Here is a 23,804-nt window from a genome sequence, read left to right on the forward strand (position 1 = left end):
CATGCGACTGCAGAAACCATTTGAAAATGGTCTAAAAGTGGTGTCTGATTAAAAATACTGATTTGGGCAATTAAAAATTTTAGATGCTACTTGGAATTCCTTTCGTTTTGAGTCGTAAAATTACGGACCATTTCTTCTTCGGATTCTTCAATTAATTCGATCTGGGAATGGGAAGCTCCTACGACGCGTTGAGCTTCTTTCAGTCCAAATATCCAGAACAACGCGGGGTGGACGAAGAAGTCGAGGAGTGTTGAACTGATCAATCCTCCCAGGATGACAGTTGCGACGGGATACAAAATTTCCTTACCTGGTTCACCAGCAGCCAGGACAAGTGGGACAAGTCCGATGCCCGATGTGAGGGCAGTCATCAGCACGGGGGCGAGTCGTTCGAGACCAGCTCGAACAATCATCTCCTTCGACCAGCTTTCTCCCTCGTACTTCACCAAATGCAGATAGTGATTGAGTAGCAGGATTCCGTTTCGCGAGGCAATTCCACCCAGCGAAATAAATCCGACCATCGCGGCAACCGTGAGTGTTTGCCCTGTGAGAACCAGAGCCGCGACCGAGCCAATAAAGGCCATCGGCAAAGCAGCCATCACTTGCAGGGAAAGATTAACCGAGCGGAACATGGAGTAAAGAACCAGAAAGACTCCGACTAGTGAAACCGCAAATAGAGCCGCGATAACTCGTGAAGCAGATTGCTGACTTTCAAACTGACCACTGTACTCCACGAAGTATCCCGTCGGCAGAGATTTGATGACCGGCAGAACTCGTTGTTGAATATCCTGCACGACATCGACAACACCTCGTTCGGAGACATTACATTGCAATACAATCCGACGGCGGACATTCTCCCGATTGATTGTATTTGGTCCACCAGATTCATAAATCTTAGCAACTGCCTCCAGAGGCAGTTTTCCGCCATCTTTCATTTCGATTGTTAAACGACGAAGTGAGTGAAGGTCTTCTCGATAGTTTTCGCTAAGACGAATCAGCAAATCGAACGTTCGTTGACCGATTAGAACTTCAGAGACAACCTGGCCGTTCATAGCCGTTTCAATGAACTCGTTGACTTCTACTGGAGTTAATCCGTAAACCAGCAGTTTGTCTCGATCGAGTTCAATGCGGAGTTGCGGGATGATGACCTGCGGTTCGACCAACAAGTCTTTCACTCCCGGGACGGACTCCATCGCCGCCTGCATTTCCTGGGCTTTGCGTCGGAGAACATCGAGATCATCTCCATATATCTTAATGCCGATTTGAGCTTTCACACCGGAAAGCATATGCGAAATTAAGTGGGCAAGTGGTTGCTCAACCGCAGTGACAATTCCGGGAATATCCGCCATCGCTTCGCGAATTTCTTCGAGTTGCTGTTCGCGGGTTCGAGGTGATTCGGGATCGAGTTCAATGATGAACTCGCTCATGTTGACCCCTTCGGCATGTTCATCAAGTTCTGCGCGGCCTGTTCTGCGAATGAAAGAAGTGATGTCTTCCATTTCTTTTAAGCGATCTTCAACGCGAACGCAGATATCGTTGGAGGTTTCCAATGAAGTACCGGGAGGCAGCACGACATTCAACTGCATTGTGCCTTCATTAAATGGAGGCAGAAAATCGCGTTCCAGATTAACAAGAAACAATCCCGCCATCGCCACGAGCAGCAGAGTGACTATCAGGTTCAAACCAGGGAGTCGCAGACTGAAGCGGATGATTTTGTCACCAAACCATTTCAATACTCTCAGGAATATCCCATCTTTTTCCTCAGCCTTCTGTTTCTGACCAGCCAGCAACCAGTAAGAGAGTATCGGGGTGACTGTTAATGAAACGAGAAGAGATGAGAGAATTGATACGATGTAGGCAATTCCCAGCGGTGCGAAAAGTCGTCCTTCCATACCGCTGAGTGCGAAGAGAGGAATGAAAACGAGGATGACAATAATTGTGCCGTAGACAATCGAATTACGGATTTCGATACTTGCCTGGAACACGACAAGTAAGGGGTGCTTGGGGGACTCGCGGCTTCGATTTTCCCGAAGTCGCCGGAAGATATTTTCGACATCAACAATGGCATCGTCGACCAACTCTCCAATCGCCACGGCTAACCCGCCCAGAGTCATCGTATTGATCGACAGACCGAAGATGGAGAACACAATAGCGGTCATCAGAATCGATAAGGGAATCGCGGTCAAAGTGATGAACGTCGTACGAAAGTTCATCAGAAACAAAAACAGAATGATGACAACCAGGATGCCCCCGTCTCGCAAAGCCTCGACGACATTCTCAATCGCGCGATCAATAAACGACTTCTGCATATAAAGTGCTTCAATTCGCAGGTCATCGGGTAGCGATGGGCGTAAATCTTCGATTGCACTCAACACATCTTCAGTCACACGTCGTGTGTCTGCGCCTGGTTGTTTATTGACAGTCAGTACAACAGCTGGGCCACCGGTGTATTCCCCTTCACCTTCACCTTCACGCATAAATGCTGCGCTATCGCCTCGTTTTACCTGAGGGCCTTCAACAACATTAGCGATTTGCGCCAGCGCAATCGGGCGACCTTCCCGCATCGTCACAACGACTTTTTGCAGATCATCAATCGACTGCACGCGGCCGAGTGCCCGGACGAGAAGTTCATTGGGGCCTTGTTCATCGAGGTAACCCCCTGTTGCGTTTTCATTGCTGTTCTGGACGGCCGATTTAACATCGTGCAGGGTAACGCCGTAACGCAGCATGGCATCGGGATCGACCAGGACCTGAAACTGCTTGCGTCCTCCTCCCATCGTGAAAACCTGAGAGACACCGGGGATGGTCAACAGCCGTTGACGAATGACCCAGTCGCCAATGGTCCGCATTTCCATCGGCTCAGTTTCCTCATTGTCACTCCAGACACCGAGCATCATAACCTGGCCCATAATTGAAGAAACCGGTGCCAGTTGGGGTGTAATGCCAGCTGGAAGTCGATCCGTAATAAGCTGCAGCCGCTCGTTGACAATTTGACGGTCGTTATAAATGTCCGTTCCCCAATCGAATTCGACATAAACGACCGAGATTCCAACTCCTGAGGAACTTCGAACAGTTTGGACGCCGTTCGCTCCGTTGACTGCCGTTTCGATGGGAAACGTAATCAGCGCCTCGACCTCTTCGGGAGCAAGTCCCGGGGCTTCTGTCATAATAACGACACGCGGGCGATTCAAATCCGGAAATAAATCGATCGGTGCATGCAACGCCTGCCAGGTGCCATAGCCCGTTAAAAAGATAGCAATGGCAATCACCAGCATGCGTTGCTGCAAGGCGAAGCGGATAATGGAGTTTAACATCAAATGACCTCTAAAAGCTGTGGTTTCAAAGTGGACTCAAGCAGAAGCAGTATCGGGCATCAATGATTATGCCCGGCATGAGGATCAACTCCTCCCCCTGCCTTATTCTTGAGAGCCATTTGCATTTGATGAGCTCCACGCATCGCCACGACATCTCCCGGAAAGATCGATCCATCGTTGGCGATAACCACGGAATACTGGTCGCGATATTTTACGTGCACGGGAATGCGATCGAAGTGATTCCCGTTCTGTTGAAAGAGAAATGATTCTGCTCCCTCACGAGCAATCGCATCGACGGGCAAAACAATCTGATCCGGGAGTTCTTCGGTCGGTACTCTCAGTTGCAGGCGTTGTCCCGGCAAATATTTCCATTCGATATAACGATTGCCATCGGCTCTCTGGTCTTTGGTAATTTCATTAGGCAGGCGGACATAGAATGGTAGAGTTCGTGAATTCATATCGACCTGATTAGCCAGATAAGCGATTTCCAGTCCCTCAACAATTTGAGATTTCGAACCCGGCTGATCAAAAATTGCATCGACTTTCCACGATTGTTCTGAAGCTCGTCGCAACTGATTGATGTCCTGCTCAAAGGACAAACCTTCAATATACAACTCCTCATAATCGACTAGGATGCTCAATGTTTCTCCAGCATTAACCGATTGTCCCTTATGAACATTCAGGTCTTTCAAGATCAATGGAGCGGAATGGATTGTGTTTACGTAGGAGAGCGAAACCGACTGAAAAACACTTTTCGTCAATTTGAATTCATCTTGTGGATGATGATCGTGAGAGGGGGCGAAGATCTGTAATTCACTTAATAATCTTCTATCCTGAGCGATTTGTTCTACCTGCTCATCAGAGAGTCCATGCAGGCGTAAGGCTTCGCGTTGTGCCTGTGCCAGAGCAGATAATTTATCCCTGGCATATTGACGTTCCAGCAAGACTTTCCCGGCGACTGCTCCACTGCTGGTGATTTCGGTGAGTCGTTTGATTTCCCTCTCTTCAACATCTAATTCCCCAAGCGACTTCAGAAAATCGGTTTGAGCCTGAACGAGATCTTCATGAGTCAGACGGATTTGAAACAATAAACTGCCCGGCTCAATTGCTTCTCCCTGCACGGCATGCACATGCGTAACGACCCCCGTCATAGGAGTCGCGACCTGCACTCGCGTACGGCCAGGACGTTCAATGACCAAAGCCGGCACAGTAATGTACTTGCGGAAAGTTTGGAGTTTGACAGGGCGGATCGTTTCAGCGGACAAACCTATATTTCGAATGGCTTGTTCAGAAAGTTCCAGTGAAGACGATTCATCATGCCCGGCATGAGCCGAATGATCGTGACCGGCGTGGTCATCTGCTGCTGTACCATGATCATGTCCCATTTCGGGACTTGACGAACGAAAACCGGCAACCGAATTTTGCACGAAACCCTGCAATGTGGGGAGCCAGATGGAACTCGTCAACCAACCCACTCCAATCAGGAGCATGATTGCCACTGGCCAGATCCAGGTGATGGGAAATCGAGATATGCGCTGTTGCATCGTAATTGATCCAATATGAAGTCCAGACTGAATTCGGGCAATGAAAGCAGACATGGATAATAAATGAGCCGATAACCCTGCTAAGCGTAAATGACGGCGCAAAGTGCCATCGATTCATTCAGGATGTTCAAGGAAACTCGAAAGCAAAGAGTTTTCCGCAGTTATTAAAGCGACCAGACCTGCAAATGAGCGCGCAGTCGCGGTGCATCGGACTGGATCAGGCTGTTATGAGGGGCTATTGCCAGTGAGGGCCAGACGATTACGGCATTAACAGGCTTCAAATTCAAGATCGCTGTTAATGTCAACGCAATCGTAGACACAAGCTCATTCGTTCGGACGACAGAAACATAGGTACATTCATGCTCGTTACAGGGAATTGAATCCTCATGCGAATGAGCAGGAGATTCAGAATTGCTGCCCCGGCTGGCTGCCTCAGTATGACTGCCACATTTTTCGCCTTTATGATGACAATGCTGATGGACTGCATCCCGCTCATTTACAATCTGGGTACTTTTGTGAACGTGATGGCAGGCATGGGCATGGTGCGCACAGCAACCAAGCAATGCGTGTAGCAGCATTGAACAGGTCGTTGATAAAATCAAAAGGTTGCGAAACATGCTTTAAATTTAAGAGAAGTAAATGGTGAAATATTCAGTTCACTCCATTATATAGTTCGCCTGCCTGTATTAGTCCATACCGAAAAAAGAAAATGATTTAGGATTGGTGTGACATTCGTATTAGTGAAACAAGAATTCGTGGAATAAGTGAGTCCAGCATCACTTCCAGTTCGTCATGCTCATCGCATTCATGCTTTGATCTGATAAGCCTTGCTGAAACTGCAGGAAACTGCAGAATACATGCAATAAGTTGCAGATCGCGGTTGTATTAAATTGTTGGAGGGTTGAATATGCAAAAACTTGTCGAAGGAATCCATCATTTTCAAAGAAACTATTTCAGCCAGGAGCAGAAGCTCTTTGAAACACTGGTCGAGGGGCAATATCCTCAGGCATTATTCATTACATGTTCAGATTCGCGGATTGATCCCAGTCGATTGACGCAAACAAAACCTGGGGAGTTGTTTATTCTGAGAACTGCAGGAAATATTGTTCCGCCCTATGGGGCTGTTCATGGTGGTGAAGCGGCCACTATTGAGTATGCTGTCAGTGCACTGGAAGTGAAAGATATTATTGTTTGTGGGCACTCGCATTGTGGTGCGGTTGCGGGATTGCTGAATCCAAAATTGATCGAAAAAATGCCTGCCGTTAAGTCTTATCTGCAACTTGCAGAATCGACGCGACGCATAGTTGAGGAAAACTATGCGTACTTAACAGACCCTCAACAAAGATTGATGCTAACAGTTGAAGAAAATGTGCTGGTTCAACTGGAAAGTTTACGTACGCACCCTTCCGTTGCAGCTGCGATTGGTCGCGGGAAATTGAATCTGCACGCATGGGTCTACGAGTTTGAAACGGGCGAGGTGTTCTCTTTCGATCCCGATAAAGGGCAATATTTGCCGATTCAGCATAGAGCCGATTTCGCAGTAGAAACTGCGCACATGTTACCTCCAATATAACGTTAAGTCCGACCAGGTCATTTTCTTGAGGATGTCCATCAACAACTTGTGGAACAGATATTGCTACGGTGAGTTCCCAGAACCATTTAGGAGTTGATGTCTTATGGTTGAAGCAGTTCTCAATAACCCGCCGTGTTCATTCCCCATTATGCGAAAACCTTCTGTTTCCATGGATGACGAATTCCACATTCTGATTGTCGATGATGAACCCAATATTCGTTCTGGTTTACAGAAAGGTTTGGCCAATGATGCCAACTTCATCGCAACAGCTGGCAATGTCAGTGAAGCACTCGAAAAGTTTGACTCCGGGCACTATCAAATCGTGATTGCTGATGTTCGATTGCCGGGTGATCAAAATGGATTGGACCTGGTTTCCCTTGTACAGGAACGCAATCCAGATTCGACAGTGATCGTCATTACCGCACACGGCACCGTCGAAACCGCTGTCGATGCGATGCGACGTGGGGCTTTCGATTTTATTACCAAGCCCGTCGATTTGAATCTGATTCGACAGCAGGTCAGAAAAGCGAAAACACACCATCGACTTCGCTCAGAAAATAAAGTTCTGAAAGATCGACTGGCCGATGCAGGTGCGGTTTCAGGAATCATCGGCAATTGTGCGGCTATGCAGGATGTGTTTGAGCAAATTCGCCAGGTCGCCAGTACCGATGCAACCGTTTTCATTCAGGGAGAAAGCGGAACTGGTAAAGAATTGATTGCTCGTGCCTTGCATGATTTGAGCAGTCGCAGCAGTGGACCGTTTGTAGCCGTCAACCTGGGAGCACTTCCTGAAACTTTGCTCGAAAGTGAATTGTTCGGGCATGAAAAGGGCTCATTTACAGGCGCCTCCCGTCAGAAACCAGGCTGCTTCGAGCAGTCTCGACGAGGAACATTGTTTCTGGATGAAGTGACTGAAATCCCTGCCAAAAGTCAGGTCGACCTGTTACGTGTTCTAGAGACGAACCGCTACACACGCGTGGGTGGAGAAGAATTGTTGACTTCCGATTCTCGTATCGTTTCAGCAACCAATAAAGATATCGAACAATTGATTGAAGATGGCTCCTTTCGGGACGATTTGTATTATCGATTGAACATCATTCCGATTCGAGTTCCAGCACTACGCGAGCGGCGTGAAGATATTCCGCTACTGGCGGACCATTTTCTTAATCATTTTTGCCAAAGACATAATCGATCAATCAAACAACTGTCCTCGAAAGCGATGCACGTGTTGACCGCCGCCAATTGGCCAGGCAATGTACGGCAACTTCGCAATGTCATGGAACGCCTTGTTGTGACAATCCGCGAAGAGACGATTGAAGATGAGAATCTGCCAGCCGAGTTGAGCCAGACCGATGGAACGACAACTGCCACTGTTCGTACGTTGGCTGAAGTCACCGAATATGCAGAGAAGGATGCCATCCAGGCTGCATTAGCCGCATCTGATTTCCACCGCGAACAAACCGCTAAAGCACTCGGTGTCAGCGTTAGAACTCTGCACTATAAAATGAGCCGTTACGGATTACATTAATAATGTGCGAGACTAATTAATTACATGTATATGCATGGAAAGACTGGGCGGTAGGCTCAATCTGGTTACTCAGGAATGTAATTGAGTGTGTAGTAGGCTTCTTTGTGCAAAAGTGGCAGATGATTTTTTGACCGAACGCCATCCAGATGGAGTTCGTGAACATGGCCACGTTGGAGTTTATCGACTTTGAGAGTGACGCTTTTTCCATCAGCTGAAACCGTCGCAGAAGTGATTTTTGGCTCTGTATGATCCACCTCCGGGCTTCCGTAGGATGCCTGATAGATAAAGGTGTATGTGGTCATGCTGTAAGATTCCAGGTTCCCTGCGGATTCGGGATCGACCGGTTCTGTGAATGTGAGTTTAAATCCATCAGGCAGAGCATGCATCTCATGAACTTCGAAGGGAATTTTTCCAGACCAGTTCAGTCGTTCGATCGCGAACGGCTTTGTGCCGCGGGAGCCCCAGCCGCGATTTGTTCCGCCAACAAACATCGCCCCCTGCTCTGTCATTTCCAGAGGCAAAGTTCCCGAGCCAAATCCTTCTCGGAATGGGAAACATGCTCCCTGAAAATGGCCTTTGACTTTCTCCAGGTAGCAACGCATCACAGTGCTGTTGGTTTGATCGCCGACAAACATCTGTTTTGCAAATGGACCGAATTTTCCATTGGAGGTATCGCAAGTCACACCACTGGCTGATTGGCCCATTTTCTTGTAAGGAAACAAAATGCAGGGAGGCTCATACTCAGGGATTTTGTCCGCCTCAACAACAATTCGACTACCCGATTCCGGCTCCTGCGGCTTCGGTCCAATTGCTCCGTTGGTCATGTCGTACCAGGTGTTCCCGCCGGGATGTCCCATGAATTTGCCGGGGATCAGATTTTTTAACGAACAGGTCCCATTCCAGGGGCCTTGATTATCGGTATAGAACATATTTCCGTCGGCATCAGCTGCGATGCCTCCTGGGGAACGAATTCCACTACAAGTCGGAATCAATTCGCCCTCAGGAGTAATCCGCACGCACCAGCCACGATAGGGAACCTGACTGCTGAAGGATCCCGTCAAACAGAGAACCACCCACAGGTTTCCATCCTTATCAAACTTTGAACCGAATGCATATTCGTGGTAGTCTCCATTGATTTCCCAGCCATCATTCACTGTTTGAAACAAATCACCCCGGCCATCATTGTCGAGGTCTTGAATTCGAGTTAATTCCCCACGCTGTGTGGCGTACAAACTACCATCTTTCTCTGCGAGGCCTAAGACTTCGTGTAATCCGTGAGCAAAGCGTTTGAATTGACTGGCTTTGACCTCGTTTGCAAATGGCTGGTCAATCATCCAGATTTCGCCGCGTCTTGAAGAGACGGCTAACTTACCATTCGGCATCAGCTGAAATGCTCCAGCTTCGAGAACGACACCCTCAGGAACTTCAAAAGTAGTCAGCGGATAATAGTCTTCTTCAGTAGGTAATTTATTTTCATCAGCTATCAAGCTGCTGGAGAGCACAGAAAGAATCAGGAGTGAGAAGATGAATTTGGAAATCATATTTTAACTCATATCAATAGAGAATAACGTACTTATTAACCGGAGTGGAAAACGAAGTTCTCAGCTTTACCAGATAATTTCCTGAATAATTTTCAGTGGACCTGCCTGTTCCGGCAAGGCGTACAACAATTCGGATTGATTGCTGCTGTTTCTGATTGCTGGCTCAACGCCGTCGATAACAATTCGGACTTGGTAACTACTATCATGGCCATACCAGATACGATATGTATTCTCACGGACGAGTTCAATTTTCTGTCCTACCGCCCCTCGGAAATACAAATTCTTCGTAGCGGAACTGGTGTTCGTGGTTATGGTCAATTCCCGAAGGAAATCGGATTCGCGATCGGTATTATCGACGGCTCGTAATGCATCAACAACCTGTATGTTGTCGAATTGGTATAGAAAATGTGGACGTCGATATTCATCCAGTTGATACCCAAGGAACTGATAGCCCCTTTGTTTGGCAGGTTCCTGTGGCCAGGGAGCATCCGATGATGACAGAACAGCCAGTGGGCTTGTTTCTTCGAGTTTAATGATATGATCGCCGAGCGGTCTTTGATTTCCCTGACCACGCCCCCGCCAATGTTTTCCAGCATCGATAAACGCCCCATGCCAGATTAATCTCAATGCCATATGATTTGCATCATAAGCCAGATTTGCCTTTTCTGGATAGCCGACACCAATACCACGAGGACTGACATCTTCCAGAAAATTGCGATAGATAATCGGCTCTTTTTCAGCGACCAATTCAATCGGATCAGGCAACAAACCATACGGGACGGAAGCCTTGCTGCCATCGGCCAGATAGAGCCACATTGCAGAGATCTGCTTGTGAGGGTCGCCTTCGTAGATATTGCGATCTGCGCTGACACCATTCGGAAAGACATTCGGCATGCGGGTGCCGGGACGGTACTTCACAGGATCCTGCAAATATCGATAGAACCAGTCTTCCCGCAGTCGTTTATTCATTGTGAGCAGGTCAATGGCTTGAATCCCTGTTGCTCGGATCGGTCCAAACGTATGACATTTAATGCAGGAGAGCGACTTACCGCCGACCAATTCTCGCCCCGTCGCTTTTGCTCGATGTATGGATTCAGGGATTTCCGGAATTGTTGCCTCAGTTTTCTGATCGACCGAAATCAACGGTTCGGCTAACTTCGCCACTTCGCCACCAAACTTTGGCATCCTCGTTTTCATGTAAGGACGATCTTTCGCTCCATTATTCAAGACATGCTTCAACCAGTTTTCCGTCAATTTATCGGCAACCCCATCAAGTGGTGGAGGAATGCGTCCCTCGTCACCCATTTCCGGGATGGTTGTCAGGAAAAGTGGATTTCGGGATTGCTCCGGTCCACCGACTCCACCACGACTGTGGCAGGCATAACAGTTGAAAGCGACCATCGACTGATGAATCTTCTGCACATTATGAGTCGGCATTGGATCTGGCTTCGTTTTGATGGCAGTTGCAAGAGCCAGTTTTTGAGGATCGCTCAGGTTATAATAAGGCGTTTTCGTAACTGGCGATGCAGCAAGACAACCAGAGTCTGTTTTGACAGAATCCAAAGCTGCCAGCGCTGGAGCCTTGAGTTCGGAATCTATTTTTTTGTTATCGATTTTCATTTCATGACAGCTTGCACATCCGATACTGGCAAACAGTTTGCGACCTTGTTCTACCTGAGTGGAGTCAAACACAAAACGGTCATCCGTATTCGGGTCTGCTTCTACAGGCTGAGATTCCTCAGGTTTATCCGAAAGAAAAATCAGTGGTGAAATATCACGACGAGGCAAGCCTGGCCCTTCGATTTCGAGGCCGAGTGATTCTTCCCCAGCAAATTCGTAATAATCTACGACAATTTTGTGCAGTCCGGCAGATAGTTTGACGGTGTCCGATTTTACGCTATGAGGATGAATGCCATCGACATCGACGATCGTGGCCCCATCAATCATTAACCGACTGCCATCATCAGAGCCGAGATGAAAGCGATAATCTCCATCACGTTCAATTTTAAGAAACCCACTGAATCGCACCGCAAATCGATCATTTTGGCCCGCTACGAATACATCCAGGCTGGAGGTTTTTCCTGATTTGGCTGGATTTTGATTTTCAGGGAACTCAGACAGAGATTGAATTGCAACATGAAAAACGTCGTAGTTCCAGTGAGGATCATCGAGTGACTCATCTCGATTTCTCAGGAGATAATTTGCCAAATCAACAGGTTCATCTTTTTCCAGGTTGAAATTAGGCATCCTCCCTGAAGGGCGAATTGCATGAGGGTTTTTAAGGAAGTCGGCTAATGACGTGATACTGTATTTGTCTTCAAGTTGAATCAGTGGAATCGTCGTTCCTGGAGGAGTTACCGCTTCTCCCTCTTGCGGAGCATGGCAGGCGATACAACCGACTTCATGGAAGAGATTACGTCCCCGTTTCATGGCCGCTCGATCAATCGGACTATGCCCGATGGTCCCGGTCGACGCTAGAAAATTTGCAATTGATTCTACTGCTGCTTTTCGATCTTCATTCGAGAGACTGGCAAACAGATTCGGCATTGTTGTGCCTGGTTTCACCGCGTGAGGATCGGAGATGAACTTCAGCAAATAATTGGGATCAATCCGCTTTCCGACATCTGTTAGATGTGGTGCCTGTTTCGTCAATATCTGTTGCTTTCGCTGAGCATCGGCTTGATGGCAGGCTATGCAATTCAGTTCCCCCATCAATAAGTTCCCTCCACCTTCCAAGTCGGCATTGGGGCTGGTATGAAAACGCTCAAAACCTGGAACGATGGGACGTGAAGTCAAGGAGGTAAAATCGCGAGGCTGGACCCAGATATTTCGATAGCGAACTGGATTTCCATGATTCTGCAAATGGAGAGGACCGGGAGAAGAATCTTCTTTGATTTGAGCCCCGGGAGTCGGCTTCGGTAATTCAACATCATTTTGAACGATCACGCCATTCAGACGAACGGTAATGCGGGCGTTCTCAGTTTTCTGACCAGCATCATCGAAGCGAGCCGAGCGGATATCGATATCATAGGTCTGCCAGGACAATGGTGGATAACACATATTGAGGTCGGGATCCTTCGTCGTGTAAATTCCGCCGCATTCATTGTGTTTCCCTTCTAAACCAAAGGAATCGAGCATCTGGCATTCGTACCGTCCCTGGACATAAATGCCACTGTTGGCTCTCCCCTGCCCGCGAGCATTTGGCATAAATGGCAGTCGGAATTCGATGTGAATACTACAGTCTCCAAATGTATCGACACTGGTGAGCCCTTCCATCAGCAGGCCATCGTCGGTGAGTCTGGCTCCCGGTTTCCAATGCTTCTCAACGGATTCCTGAGTACCATCGAACATCACAACAGCAGATGTGGGAGGCTTGGCCCCCATTGTCGGACTTTTCCGATTCACTTTGTCATGATCTTCAACTAAATCGAGTGCGGTGTCGCTGTCGACTTCAATGACGCGTTTGGTTTTCAGATCCCAACCAGCTCCGGGCAATCCTCCGCCAAAAATGACACACTGGAATTCCCCTTGCCCTAATGCAACCAATTGAACCCCCTGGCCTTCTTTTGAGTATTCTCCCTGAATTTCAAAGTCGGGATCCTGAGCGGCTTCTTCAGGCGATGCAAAAACTGACTTGGGGGGATCATCTGCCGAGAAAGCGGACTGGGCATTCCCTAAGAAATAACAAATCACGAAGCAGAACAGGGAGAGGGAGCAGATTTGAACCGTTCGCAACATGGTGAGATCTCTTCGGCAGGGTGTGATAAGTAGAGTTTGATGCAAATGAACCGTATCATTCTCAGTCAAAGCATACAACCGAATGCAGGTTCAATTTGATTTGATTGAACAACTATCGAGCAGGCATGGTTTGTATTATTCGGTGACTATGCCATTATTGCCATTATTCAGTTTTAATAGTCGCCCATTTCTAAATGGTGAAAACTTAATGAGTAAAATGAGAGAGAACAAAATGAAAAGGTGGATTGCGGTATTGCTCGTATTATTCTGCATTGAGACAGCAGGTGATCTTCCTGTTTTTTCTGAGGAGAAAGAGAAGCCGTCAGGATTTAAAGTTGAGAGCGACATTTTGTATCGTGATCAATCGACCGACGCAGAATTGACAGACTATATGAAAGAACGCTGTCGATTGGACGTCGAATATCCATTGGGTAAAAATGGATTTGCTACGATTGTCTGGTTTCATGGTGGAGGCTTGAAAGGGGGAGAACGTTCCTTTCCAGAACGATTGAGAAAACACGGGATGGCAATAGTCGCTGTGAACTACCGACTGTTTCCCAAAGTAAAAAATCCTGCGTATATCGATGACGCAGCTGCCGCTGTGGCCTGGACCTTTCATAACATTGAAAAGTATGGTGGAGATTCCACAAAGATCTTTGTGTCGGGGCATTCAGCCGGCGGTTATTTGACGAGTATGATTGGTCTGGATCAATCTTACTTGAAAAAATACGGTATTGATGCCAATGACATTGCAGCGATTATTCCTTTAAGTGGTCAGACAATTACTCACACGACAATCCGTGAGGAACGCGGTCTGCCTCGAACAAAGCCAATCAGCGATGAGTTCGCTCCATTATTCCACAATCGTAAAGATTGTCCACCACTGATACTGATCACTGGGGATCGTGAATTAGAACTCTGGGGACGGTATGAAGAAAATGCCATGTTAGCTCGGCTGATGAAAGAAGCCGGACATAAACAAACTAAACTTTATGAACTGGATGGTTTTAATCACGGCACTATGGTCAACCCGGGTTGTGATTTGATGCTTGTGGAAATAAAAAAGATTCTCGAACGATAAATCAATAAGTCCGGATTGATGAAATGCAACCACGTATCAGTATGATTACTCTCGGTGTTCGTGATTTGTCACGTTCGATTGAATTTTATGAGACGGGATTGAAATTTCCGCGAATGGAATCCCCTCCCGAAGTCGCTTTTTTCACATTGAACGGAACATGGCTCAGTTTATATGGACGGGACGCGTTGGCTGATGATGCCAACGTTTCTGCTGAGGGAGTGGGGTTTCGCAGCTTTACTCTAGCACATAATGTTGCTTCGGACGAAGAAGTCGATCGTGTCATCGAAGAAGCGATCTCAGCAGGAGGCGTGCTAGTTAAGTCTGGCCAGAAAGTCTTCTGGGGTGGATACTCGGGGTACTTTCAGGATCCCGATGGTTTCCTATGGGAGGTGGCACATAATCCTTTTCTCTGGATTGGGCCTGAGGATGATCGGCAGGGAATTTCAGAAGTTTAAGTCAGCCAGATTCGAAAATCGCTCAAATTACAAAAGGCTGGAGTCCCTCTGAACTAATCAGAGACTCCAGCCTTTTGCATCACTATTCACAGGGGATTAACTTTGAAAACGATGTGAATGAATTCCGGAGTAATTGGATTCCATTTCATCATCTTCCGAAGCCCCCATCAAGCCGGGAGCCGTCGTGTTTGCCAGCTCGAGAAGATCATTTAATCGATCTACCATTTTATCAATAAGCAGGTCCCACTCGTAACGGCTATCGCTGGCGGCATACTCGGCTTTTTGTTTAACCACATCGATTTGCTGTTCCAGCAAATGGATTCGACATGCCAGATTGTCGGTTTTCGTAGTTTTCATTACTCAACCTCATTCGCTTCCTCAACGCTCGTGAAATTGCTGTGATGTTACTAATTTTCTATCAACATCACAGCAATATGCCTTCTACTTCTTGGCGATAATGTAAACCGCATGGATAACACCAGGGAAGTATCCCAGCAGTGTCAGCACAATGTTCAGCCAGAAATGCATCCCCAGCCCAACTTCAAAGAAGACACCCACTGGTGGTAACAGAATAGAAAATAATAACTTAACGAAATCCCCCAGAACGGAATCTGGTTTTGAAGTTGTACTCATCGTTTGCTCCTCACTAAAACTAATTATCCAAGACAGCGTAATGCAGTTTGAACTGCACCTATACGGCTGTTCGACGACCCATAATCAGTGAAATCACAAACAGAACCAGGAAGACGACAAACAGAATTTTTGCGATACCAGCTGCAGTACCTGCAACTCCGCCAAAACCCAAAACAGCCGCAATCAATGCAATTACCAAAAATGTCAATGCCCAGCTTAACATTGCTCTCTCCTTCATCGAATAGTTCATTTTTTAATGATGCCAGAACAACTCTTGCATCTGCAGGAAGAGTTAAGCAGAAGGCATGCCAAACAGTCAAAACTGCATTAAAACGCAATTTATTATGGGATTATTCGAGAAATACGGCACATTCTGGTCGATGAACAACCACAGGAGATCTCTGAGTGATCGTATAGGACCCATCGCTTCCAGTGAATAAAGCCGAATGGAGAGTCAGTCTGAGCGGGTTTTCAGGCGAGAAGAATCAGTAATTGCGTGAGATCTCTTTCGAGACGCATTAAATTTTGATGGACTGAATCTTTCCACGAACATCCTGAAGTTCGTCCTTCAATTTATTCAATTCATTTTCGTAGCGTGTGAGCAGCGAGTCGAGAAGTTGGCTTCCCTGGTCTTTTATTTTTTGCTCAATAACCAGGATCGTTTCACAGGGAGGAAGCGACGTGCCGAAGCTGTAAACGAGCCCCTTAAGTCGATGGGCGTGATGTCCTGCGGTCTCCCAGTTTTCGGCAGCAACTTCAGTCTGGAGTTGCTCGAATAATTGCGGGAAATCATCACAGTACATGGAAATCATTTCACAGAATAAAACCGCGTCGTTTCCCATTCGTTGCAACGCCCCATGAAATTTTTCAGGGATTGCAAATTCATCACGGGGTTTATCGGTCTTCGTCGGGATTCTCGTCGATTTTCGACCAGATCGCCTTGCTAGTTTCTCAATCATATCCAGTAAGGCTTCGGCATCGACTGGCTTAGAAAGATAATCAGAAGCTCCTGCGTCGATGCAACGTTCCCGATCGCCTTTCATCGTGTGTGCAGTCAAAGCAATGATCGGGATGAGTGGCTCGTCAGGATCTTCAATATTTCGAATCGCTTTAGTGGCCTGTAATCCATCCATTGTTGGCATCTGCATGTCCATCAGGATAAGATCGAAATCGTTCTCATAATAGAGGTCGAGTGCTTCTCGTCCGTTATTGGCCAAGATAACATTATGCCCTCGTTTCTTGAGAATCTGTTCTACGACTTTCTGATTGACAGGAGTATCTTCAGCAACCAGGATCGTGAGCGGCTCATATTTTGTCGGACGGATGCGCTTCCCAAAAGTTTTTGGTCGTACTCGGCCACTCAGCAAGCTGACCAAAGTGTCCATCAATGTCGACTGACTGATCGGCTTCTCAATAAAAGCATCGACGGGAGCCGATTCACAGCGGGTCTCAAACATCATTCGATCTGCTGAAGAGAGCATCATTAATGAGGCCTCTGGAAGGATGCCATCTTTTTTCATGTTTTCCAGAAATTCAAATCCATCCATTTGAGGCATTAAGCCGTCGACAAGTAGAACCCGATAAGGTTCTTCAGAGTCCTCACGAAGGGAATCCTTCAGTTTTTGCATCGCTTCTGCTGCCGTCGTTGCCGTTTCGGGGCACATACTCCAGTTTTCGAGTGTTGATTTGAGTGTGCGGAGACTGGTTTCGTTATCATCAACGATGAGTACCCGGGCTCCATGAAAGTCATCAATTGTAATGGAACGTGTGGGCGTAGAGACGGTTTGAACCCCGGACTCCAGAGGGATGATAATATCGAAGCGACTTCCTTCTCCCGGTTCACTGGTGACCTCAATTCTTCCATCCATCCGGGAAATGATCTCCTGACAAATCGCAAGTCCTAATCCCGTACCGACATAGTTGCGAGTTGTTGAGGCATCGACCTGGGTAAACGGCGAGAAAATACGAGTTTGATCCTCCTTAGAGATCCCAATACCCGTATCCAAAACGCTAATATTTATCGAGTTGATTTGATCGTTCTCTGTCTCTTCGTCAGTCAAGGAGACATCGACAAAGACTTCACCCTGTTCGGTAAACTTGATGGCATTAGAGACCACATTGACAATGATTTGTCGGATCCGGTTTTTGTCACCGTTGACATAGCGGGGCACCTGCGGAGAGATATGGGAAATTAGCTCCAGTCCTTTTTGATGTGCACGAAGGGAAAGTGTCTTGAGTGTCTGATCGACCAGGTTCGGCAATCCAAAAGAGTCGACATCCAACTCGAAATGTCCGGTCTCCATACGAGAAAAATCGAGGACATCATTAATCAGAAATGTGAGTGTTTGCGCCGCGTCACGCGCGGTTTGAATGTAGTCTCTCATCACATCGGAAATGTCCTCATCGAGTGCGAGATCTGTCATTCCGATAATGGCATTGAGTGGCGTGCGAAGCTCATGGCTGATATTTGCCAGAAATTCTGTCTTTGTACGATTCGCGGTTTCGGCCAGATTCAAGGCGGTTTGCAATTCATCCTGAAACTGCGCATTTTCACTGCGATCGAGAACAAAAGCAATAAATTTATCTCCCGTGCCAGTCGAGGCGGCTCCGATCAAAACGTTGCGAATTAAACCCGTTTTGGAAATAAGCTGCAATTCAAAAGGAGGGATCCTTCGATGCTTTTTGAGTTCTTCGATCGCATGCAGATCTCGATCACGAAAGTCTTTCGGAGTGAGGGAGATCCAGTTCAACTGGTTATTTTCTAAATCGTCTCGAGAATATTCGAGCAAGTCGAGAAATGCATCGTTCGCCTCGTAAAATTTGCCCTCAAAGCTGCAGAGCATCATGCCGATGACATTGGAATCAATCAAATCGCGATAAGTCGTTTCAAGGGCATTGAGTTCTTCCTGGGTGGTAAGTACCTGTTCGTAGTAATCCCGGGAAAACTTTTCTGCCAAAATCGCCTTGGCCTCATTGGTTACAGCCGTTTTACGGGTTTGCTGCAAAACGCCAATCAGGCTGCAAATGATCCCCCCTTCAAATATAAACACACCAGTTTTGATTAACGGTGTGATGTAATTCGGATCTGTAGCAGCAACAGGTGGTACAAATCGGAAGAAGGAATACAGAGACGTCACCGCCAGAGTCGTCACGCCCGCACGCAATCCGCCGATGCGAGCCGCTACGATAATCGAAGCGGGAAAGAGAAGAAATGGTGTTTCGTCTTGATCGAATGCGAAGCCTAACAATTCTCTGAGCAGAACGGCAATCAGTGCTGAAGCAATCCCTACTGCTATTCCCTTCCAGAATGGATATACAGGTAGCAGTTCAATTGTCTCAAGGCGATCATTCATAAAGAAACCGTGGTTTCGATAACGACCTCGTCAACAAGAAATAGGAGATGTTGAAAACGAGAACAATGTATACGGATGGAATTATATTCTGACTTGGATAATATGCAGGTCCCAGAGCGTGAACGCTAAACGATCAAATTGCTTGATAATCGATCAATTGGAAAGTCAAAATAATGAAAACGAACTTTTTTAAGTTCAAATATATGTTTTTGAACACACGAAATGAAATTGCCTGTCCCTAAAACATCAGTCGCAAATTCTGTACCTGATGATTCGACATCGAATTTGAATTCGGCAGAGTAATATGCATTACTCTTCAGGGCCCGTATTTTCGTCGACATGAACATTTTTACCAAACTTGATACCGAATGCCTGTATGCGGTCGCGGATTTTTCCTCGTGTAATTCCCAGAATTTCTGAGGCACGCGTCTGGTTTCCTTCTGTATGTTGAAGGACCTGTGTAAGGAGCACTTTTTCCATGACTTCCAGTGTTTCTGCATATAAATCGGTACTACATTCATCGAGCCTGTTCTTAATAAACCGCTCGATATTGACATGATCATCTGATTCCTCATTTAATGCATTCGGCGAATTGAGCAGAGCGGGATCATCGACAAGAAGTTCATCTGGAATTGAATCGGGAACAATGACTGTTCCAGTTGTATTCAATAACGATTGTCGGATAACACTCTGCAATTCACGCACATTACCAGGCCAGGTATGCTTGCGATATATTGCAAGTGCATCTGGCGAGATCCCGACAACCTCATGTTTTCCCAATTCGATACGAACTTTGGAAAAGAAGTATTCGATCAACTTGACGAGATCTTCTCCCCGTTCCCGAAGAGGTGGAAGGTTGATCGTAATTCCATTCAGACGATAGTACAAATCACCTCGGTATTCACCATCTTCGACCATCTGTTCGAGGTCGCGATTGGTCGCGGTGACAATGCGAACATTAGTCGTAATGGTTTCGTTGCCCCCGACACGTTCGAAATGCTGCTCCTGCAACAGACGAAGGACTTTACCCTGCACAAGCGGAGTCATGTCTCCAATTTCATCGAGAAATAGTGTGCCTCCATTGCATTGTTCAAATTTGCCGATGCGTCTTTTGTCTGCACCAGTGAATGCACCTTTTTCGTGTCCAAACAATTCACTTTCCAATAACTGGTCTGGGATTGCAGCACAGTTGACCGCCATAAAGGGTTCGTTGGACCGGTTGCTGTACTGGTAAATCGCTCTGGCAACAAGTTCTTTTCCGCTACCGCTTTCGCCACGAATTAATACCGTAACATCCTGAGTGGCAACTCGACCGACCTGCTTAAAGACTTCCATCATTTGCGAACTGCTGCCGACGAATAAATCGCCCTGCATTTCAACGGACTCTAAGGCTTCAACGGCAACCGGCACATTCATCAAACGTTTAGATTTTATGGCAGACTGCACAAGTACGTTGAGTTTGGGGAGGTCGAGGGGCTTTGTCACATAATCAAAGGCTCCAAGTTGCATTGCCTTGATCGCCGTGGCACTGTCGGTGCCAGCTGTTATGAAGATAACTGGTGTTTTTCGTTCAATTTCACGAATTTGCTGAAAAATATCCAAACCAGATACATGGGGCAACATGATGTCCAACAGGACAACATCAGGATTTTTATCCAGTACGAGCGCCAATCCACTTTGACTTTCTTCGGCTTCAATAACTTCACAGTCGAGTTGTTGGAGAGAACGTGTGATCATGTGTCGAATCGCGCGATCATCATCAATCACCAGAACTAAAGGCTTTGCAGTGTTTTGAGTATCCATCGAGTGTTTTCTAATCATTTTCCAGTATTGTAATCAATCCACCTGCCAAAGGTGCAGGCAGGTATTGAGGATGAGTTTATCAATGAATTCTAGCAATCTACCCGAGAATTCTCATCATCAAGTGCATGCTATTAGTTTGAGCCAGTCCACAGCTGCGTTTTTCGGATTGGTTGATGTGCCCAACTTCATTTTCATTGGTCAGCGACAATTTTATAGAATTCTCGAAGTGTTTATTCCATATGTTTTGCGACCGTGAAGAGCCTAAAATGGCCAGTAGATCACTAGCAGAGCAAAAGAAGTCAGCGTGAGCAGAAAGCCAACAAGTACGAACAGGCCATCGCGCGATGTCAAACCTAAAGAGAACAGGACGATCGCACCACTAGGAATAGCGACTGCCCATGGGAGCAATGCCAAAGGGTAGAACAATAATGCCAGTAGAATACAGATTCCTGCAACAATACTGTCAAACGGACGTTGCGTCAGGAATGTCAATCGCTTGTATAAGGCACTATCAACCCACTTGGCCCAGGGACGCATCACGTCCGATGTCTTGTCCATTTTTTCTCGTGAGAACTCAATGTTCTCAATGAATTTAGGCAACCAGGGATGCCGCATTCCGAAAAGTAATTGTGCGGCAAACATAATAATAATAGTGCCGGTGACGATAGACATCCCGGGTATCGCTCCAATCGGAGACAGAGCAATAAATGCAGGCAAGAGAAGAATCGGACCATAACTACGCGAGTCGATCGTATCGAGCAACTCACCTACAGTAATACGATCACCCGAGGTTCCCTCTTCAACGTCATCTAGCAAATCCGTCAGAGTATTGAGACTCGACATGCTGGCCCTTTCAAAAAATGAGATATGAACGCAAAACCAAGCGAATACCATGCCGACTAGCAATATCTCTCTTTTTTATGTGATTTTCTGGTTGCAAATCGACCATGCTGGTACTTTGTAACTCAAAAGTCGTTTCTTGATCAAATTCTATAATTCGTGTGATAAATTTAATAACCCCCTTAAAAACAAGGTTCATACGGGTGTGATACCGTCTGCCGTCAAATTCGATTGGTATGTACTTTGCTGTTTTAAGTATTCAAATTAATTGACTTAACTCAAAAGGGGACAACGATGAAATATTTACTGGTTATGCTGCTGAGTTTATTTACAACTGCGGCATTTGTTGGTTGTGAAAGATCTGTAGAACAGAACGTTGATACCGCAGAAAAAGCAGTGGGAGACGGGATGGACAAAGCTGTTGAAGTGTCTGAGGATGTTGCCGAAGAAACTGGAAAAATGGTTGAAACTGCTGGCGATGAGATCGAAAAAGCAACGGATCAGCTAACTGACGATCCTAAGGATCCAGAAGATACTGCGACTCCTGAGCCAACACCATCCAATTAATCAGATTACGCGATTCTATAACATCAGCGCACAATGAGAGAATCGCTTTATAATAACGATCTTGTGGCCACAACTTTTTTGTGACTGGCCACATTCAGATTTTAAAGGAAAGGGAATGCAAATGACTACGGAAACAAAGTTGAATCTTAATCAGGAAACCATCGAAAAGTTGCAGGATTTGATTCGGATCAATATCGATAGTGCTAAAGGATTTCGAGAAGCAGCTGAACAGCTCGATGAAAATATCCTTGGTGAAAAGCTGATTCAGCTCGCCAATGAGCGTGATCGTCAGGCTCGTGAACTTCAGGAGTATGTCAGTGTAAACAATGAGGATCCAGTTGATGAAGGATCCTATGCGGCTGCGGTCCATCGCAGTTGGGTGAAAGCTCGCTCTTTGTTTACTGGTAACGATACCTATGCCATCATGGCTGAAGCCGAACGTGGTGAAGATCATATCAAGGCTGCCTACGAAGACGCTCTCAAAGAGGAACCCGGCACCGCGATGAACGATATTCTGCTTCGCCAGTACGAAGAAGTGAAATCGATACACGACAATGTCCGAGATATCCGCGATTCCTTGAAAAGTTAATGCCTGGATGTTCGATTACTTCAGTTTGATAAACCGTTTCACAATAAACTGTGGAACGGTTTTTTATTTTCGATTCTTAATAAACACTTCTGGTGTTTATAATGCTTCCATTCAAGCAAACTTAAACCCGTTCCAGTTCCTATTTTTTTGAAGACCAAGATTATTGCTGATAAGGCATTCGAAATGATGAATCTGCTGATAAAACTTGGATTACTTGTGATGACCTGGATACTGGGACTGGTCGCATCCCTGGACACACTACTCCACAATCAGATTGCGCCCACGAGAGAAATTTATCGGCAGGTTTCAGTCCCCTATCGCGAAGTCATTCAGAAATTTGAAACAGAACAGTCCAGTCAAGTGGAGTTTCGACAAGCGGTTAATCTGACTGCGAGAGAACAATTGCTCCTGGAGTTGATCAATCGTGCACGTCACAATCCGACTGCTGAAGCAAAGCGTTATGGCATCGATTTGAATGCAGATTTGGAAGAGAACGCAATTTCTACATCTCCCAAACAACCGATCGCTCCCAATCAGTTGCTGACAAATGCTTCTCGCGCACATTCTGAGGACATGCTGGCGAATGATTATTTTGCTCATGAAAGTCCAGAAGGAACTCATCCCGGGGATCGGGCAACCGCAGCCGGGTATGAATGGAATCATGTGGGAGAGAATATTTCCTGGGGAGGGTCCACTGGGGAAATCAAAGAAGACGAACAAGTCCCGGAACGACACGAGCGTCTCTTTCTAAGTGCCGGGCATCGCAAGAATCTTCTCAAAGACGAATTTCGAGAAGTTGGCATTGGTTTTCTATTTGGTCGATACAAGCACGACGATAAAGTCACTTACAATGCTTCAATGGTGACTGAGCTCTTCGGAGCAAACTTGCGGACGGGGCATTTTATTACTGGAGTCGTTTATTTCGATGCCTCAGATGGTTCTATTGAAGATGACGACTTTTATTCGATTGGTGAAGGTGTCAATGGAGGCGAAGTTGTCGCGGTGAATATCGAAACGGAAGTAGAATTTCCGGGAGAAATTAACGCAGTTGGAGGCTATGGCGTAGAGGTTCCCGAAGGAGCCTACCGGATCACAGTCAACGGAAGTGGACTAGGGTCCGAGACCTATGAATCCGATCAAGTCACTGTGCAATCAGCGAATGTGAAAGTCGACTTCGAAATAACGACAGCCCGATCAATTTCATCCAAATCTGAATGATTGACCATTTCAATAAATATCATATGGAAG

18 protein-coding genes are annotated in these 23,804 nt (G+C 46.5%); 7 read left to right on the top strand and 11 right to left on the bottom strand.

Translation table 11 applies throughout. The features are described from left to right. Window positions 1–86: 86 nt before the first annotated feature. From Pan54_RS10040 to Pan54_RS10050, 3 genes are all read right to left on the bottom strand, one after another. Window positions 87–3,311 (bottom strand): efflux RND transporter permease subunit, encoded by a 3,225-nt coding sequence (locus Pan54_RS10040; protein ID WP_146503359.1) that lies wholly within the window; start codon window positions 3,309–3,311, stop codon window positions 87–89. A gap of 59 nt (window positions 3,312–3,370) precedes the next feature. After that, window positions 3,371–4,855: an efflux RND transporter periplasmic adaptor subunit gene (locus Pan54_RS10045; protein WP_207310099.1), complete on the bottom strand. Its 1,485-nt coding sequence runs from the start codon at window positions 4,853–4,855 to the stop codon at window positions 3,371–3,373. A 164-nt stretch (window positions 4,856–5,019) separates the two neighbouring features. Beyond that, complete coding sequence (locus Pan54_RS10050; protein ID WP_146503360.1) at window positions 5,020–5,433, bottom strand: hypothetical protein; 414 nt, start codon at window positions 5,431–5,433, stop codon at window positions 5,020–5,022. A gap of 329 nt (window positions 5,434–5,762) precedes the next feature. On the opposite strand from Pan54_RS10050, the gene Pan54_RS10055 reads away from it, so the two are divergent. Together Pan54_RS10055 and Pan54_RS10060 are read left to right on the top strand one after the other, a co-directional pair. Next, window positions 5,763–6,428, top strand: coding sequence for a carbonic anhydrase (locus tag Pan54_RS10055; RefSeq protein WP_146503361.1), 666 nt, complete (start codon window positions 5,763–5,765; stop codon window positions 6,426–6,428). A 169-nt stretch (window positions 6,429–6,597) separates the two neighbouring features. After that, complete coding sequence (locus tag Pan54_RS10060) at window positions 6,598–7,956, top strand: sigma-54-dependent transcriptional regulator (protein ID WP_146506383.1); 1,359 nt, start codon at window positions 6,598–6,600, stop codon at window positions 7,954–7,956. Between the two features lie 65 nt (window positions 7,957–8,021). Here the strand turns inward: Pan54_RS10060 and Pan54_RS10065 are convergent, their stop codons facing one another. Together Pan54_RS10065 and Pan54_RS10070 are read right to left on the bottom strand one after the other, a co-directional pair. Next, the gene (locus tag Pan54_RS10065) at window positions 8,022–9,497 is read right to left on the bottom strand and encodes a DUF7133 domain-containing protein (RefSeq protein ID WP_146503362.1); all 1,476 of its coding nucleotides are present in this window, start codon (window positions 9,495–9,497) and stop codon (window positions 8,022–8,024) included. Window positions 9,498–9,563: 66 nt separating this feature from the next. Continuing rightward, a complete protein-coding gene (locus Pan54_RS10070; protein WP_146503363.1) occupies window positions 9,564–13,235 on the bottom strand; it encodes a family 16 glycoside hydrolase in 3,672 nt (1,223 codons plus the stop codon). 232 nt (window positions 13,236–13,467) lie between these two features. Here Pan54_RS10070 and Pan54_RS10075 point away from each other — a divergent pair, with 232 nt between their 5' ends. Together Pan54_RS10075 and Pan54_RS10080 are read left to right on the top strand one after the other, a co-directional pair. Further along, the gene (locus Pan54_RS10075; RefSeq protein WP_146503364.1) at window positions 13,468–14,316 is read left to right on the top strand and encodes an alpha/beta hydrolase; all 849 of its coding nucleotides are present in this window, start codon (window positions 13,468–13,470) and stop codon (window positions 14,314–14,316) included. Window positions 14,317–14,339: 23 nt separating this feature from the next. After that, window positions 14,340–14,771, top strand: a complete 432-nt coding sequence (locus tag Pan54_RS10080; protein ID WP_146503365.1) for a VOC family protein — start codon at window positions 14,340–14,342, stop codon at window positions 14,769–14,771. 96 nt (window positions 14,772–14,867) lie between these two features. On the opposite strand, the gene Pan54_RS10085 is transcribed toward Pan54_RS10080, so the two are convergent. The 6 genes from Pan54_RS10085 to Pan54_RS10110 all read right to left on the bottom strand — a co-directional run bounded on the left by Pan54_RS10085 (window position 14,868) and on the right by Pan54_RS10110 (window position 21,403). After that, entirely contained in the window at window positions 14,868–15,128 is a 261-nt protein-coding gene (locus Pan54_RS10085; RefSeq protein ID WP_146503366.1) for a hypothetical protein, read from the bottom strand. A gap of 84 nt (window positions 15,129–15,212) precedes the next feature. Beyond that, window positions 15,213–15,404, bottom strand: a complete 192-nt coding sequence (locus Pan54_RS10090) for a YqaE/Pmp3 family membrane protein (protein WP_146503367.1) — start codon at window positions 15,402–15,404, stop codon at window positions 15,213–15,215. Window positions 15,405–15,462: 58 nt separating this feature from the next. After that, window positions 15,463–15,627 (bottom strand): DUF1328 domain-containing protein, encoded by a 165-nt coding sequence (locus Pan54_RS10095; protein WP_146503368.1) that lies wholly within the window; start codon window positions 15,625–15,627, stop codon window positions 15,463–15,465. A gap of 295 nt (window positions 15,628–15,922) precedes the next feature. After that, the gene (locus Pan54_RS10100) at window positions 15,923–18,757 is read right to left on the bottom strand and encodes a hybrid sensor histidine kinase/response regulator (RefSeq protein ID WP_146503369.1); all 2,835 of its coding nucleotides are present in this window, start codon (window positions 18,755–18,757) and stop codon (window positions 15,923–15,925) included. A 309-nt stretch (window positions 18,758–19,066) separates the two neighbouring features. Continuing rightward, the gene (locus tag Pan54_RS10105; RefSeq protein WP_146503370.1) at window positions 19,067–20,560 is read right to left on the bottom strand and encodes a sigma-54-dependent transcriptional regulator; all 1,494 of its coding nucleotides are present in this window, start codon (window positions 20,558–20,560) and stop codon (window positions 19,067–19,069) included. A gap of 261 nt (window positions 20,561–20,821) precedes the next feature. Continuing rightward, entirely contained in the window at window positions 20,822–21,403 is a 582-nt protein-coding gene (locus Pan54_RS10110) for an exopolysaccharide biosynthesis protein (protein ID WP_165441698.1), read from the bottom strand. A gap of 291 nt (window positions 21,404–21,694) precedes the next feature. On the opposite strand from Pan54_RS10110, the gene Pan54_RS10115 reads away from it, so the two are divergent. From Pan54_RS10115 to Pan54_RS10125, 3 genes are all read left to right on the top strand, one after another. Further along, entirely contained in the window at window positions 21,695–21,967 is a 273-nt protein-coding gene (locus Pan54_RS10115; RefSeq protein ID WP_146503372.1) for a hypothetical protein, read from the top strand. Window positions 21,968–22,088: 121 nt separating this feature from the next. Continuing rightward, window positions 22,089–22,556, top strand: a complete 468-nt coding sequence (locus Pan54_RS10120) for a PA2169 family four-helix-bundle protein (protein WP_146503373.1) — start codon at window positions 22,089–22,091, stop codon at window positions 22,554–22,556. Window positions 22,557–22,739: 183 nt separating this feature from the next. Further along, entirely contained in the window at window positions 22,740–23,774 is a 1,035-nt protein-coding gene (locus tag Pan54_RS10125; RefSeq protein WP_146503374.1) for a CAP domain-containing protein, read from the top strand. Window positions 23,775–23,804: the final 30 nt, after the last annotated feature.

This window comes from Rubinisphaera italica (genome assembly GCF_007859715.1).
GTDB classification, from domain to species: Bacteria; Planctomycetota; Planctomycetia; order Planctomycetales; family Planctomycetaceae; genus Rubinisphaera; species Rubinisphaera italica.

Coding starts and splice junctions, on each gene's coding strand:
- Pan54_RS10040 (WP_146503359.1), bottom strand. CDS start 3,311: ATGTTAAACTCCATTATCCGCTTCGCCTTGCAGCAACGCATGCTGGTG.
- Pan54_RS10045 (WP_207310099.1), bottom strand. CDS start 4,855: ATGCAACAGCGCATATCTCGATTTCCCATCACCTGGATCTGGCCAGTG.
- Pan54_RS10050 (WP_146503360.1), bottom strand. CDS start 5,433: ATGCTGCTACACGCATTGCTTGGTTGCTGTGCGCACCATGCCCATGCC.
- Pan54_RS10055 (WP_146503361.1), top strand. CDS start 5,763: ATGCAAAAACTTGTCGAAGGAATCCATCATTTTCAAAGAAACTATTTC.
- Pan54_RS10060 (WP_146506383.1), top strand. CDS start 6,598: ATGGATGACGAATTCCACATTCTGATTGTCGATGATGAACCCAATATT.
- Pan54_RS10065 (WP_146503362.1), bottom strand. CDS start 9,497: ATGATTTCCAAATTCATCTTCTCACTCCTGATTCTTTCTGTGCTCTCC.
- Pan54_RS10070 (WP_146503363.1), bottom strand. CDS start 13,235: ATGTTGCGAACGGTTCAAATCTGCTCCCTCTCCCTGTTCTGCTTCGTG.
- Pan54_RS10075 (WP_146503364.1), top strand. CDS start 13,468: ATGAAAAGGTGGATTGCGGTATTGCTCGTATTATTCTGCATTGAGACA.
- Pan54_RS10080 (WP_146503365.1), top strand. CDS start 14,340: ATGCAACCACGTATCAGTATGATTACTCTCGGTGTTCGTGATTTGTCA.
- Pan54_RS10085 (WP_146503366.1), bottom strand. CDS start 15,128: ATGAAAACTACGAAAACCGACAATCTGGCATGTCGAATCCATTTGCTG.
- Pan54_RS10090 (WP_146503367.1), bottom strand. CDS start 15,404: ATGAGTACAACTTCAAAACCAGATTCCGTTCTGGGGGATTTCGTTAAG.
- Pan54_RS10095 (WP_146503368.1), bottom strand. CDS start 15,627: ATGTTAAGCTGGGCATTGACATTTTTGGTAATTGCATTGATTGCGGCT.
- Pan54_RS10100 (WP_146503369.1), bottom strand. CDS start 18,757: ATGAATGATCGCCTTGAGACAATTGAACTGCTACCTGTATATCCATTC.
- Pan54_RS10105 (WP_146503370.1), bottom strand. CDS start 20,560: ATGGATACTCAAAACACTGCAAAGCCTTTAGTTCTGGTGATTGATGAT.
- Pan54_RS10110 (WP_165441698.1), bottom strand. CDS start 21,403: ATGTCGAGTCTCAATACTCTGACGGATTTGCTAGATGACGTTGAAGAG.
- Pan54_RS10115 (WP_146503372.1), top strand. CDS start 21,695: ATGAAATATTTACTGGTTATGCTGCTGAGTTTATTTACAACTGCGGCA.
- Pan54_RS10120 (WP_146503373.1), top strand. CDS start 22,089: ATGACTACGGAAACAAAGTTGAATCTTAATCAGGAAACCATCGAAAAG.
- Pan54_RS10125 (WP_146503374.1), top strand. CDS start 22,740: ATGATGAATCTGCTGATAAAACTTGGATTACTTGTGATGACCTGGATA.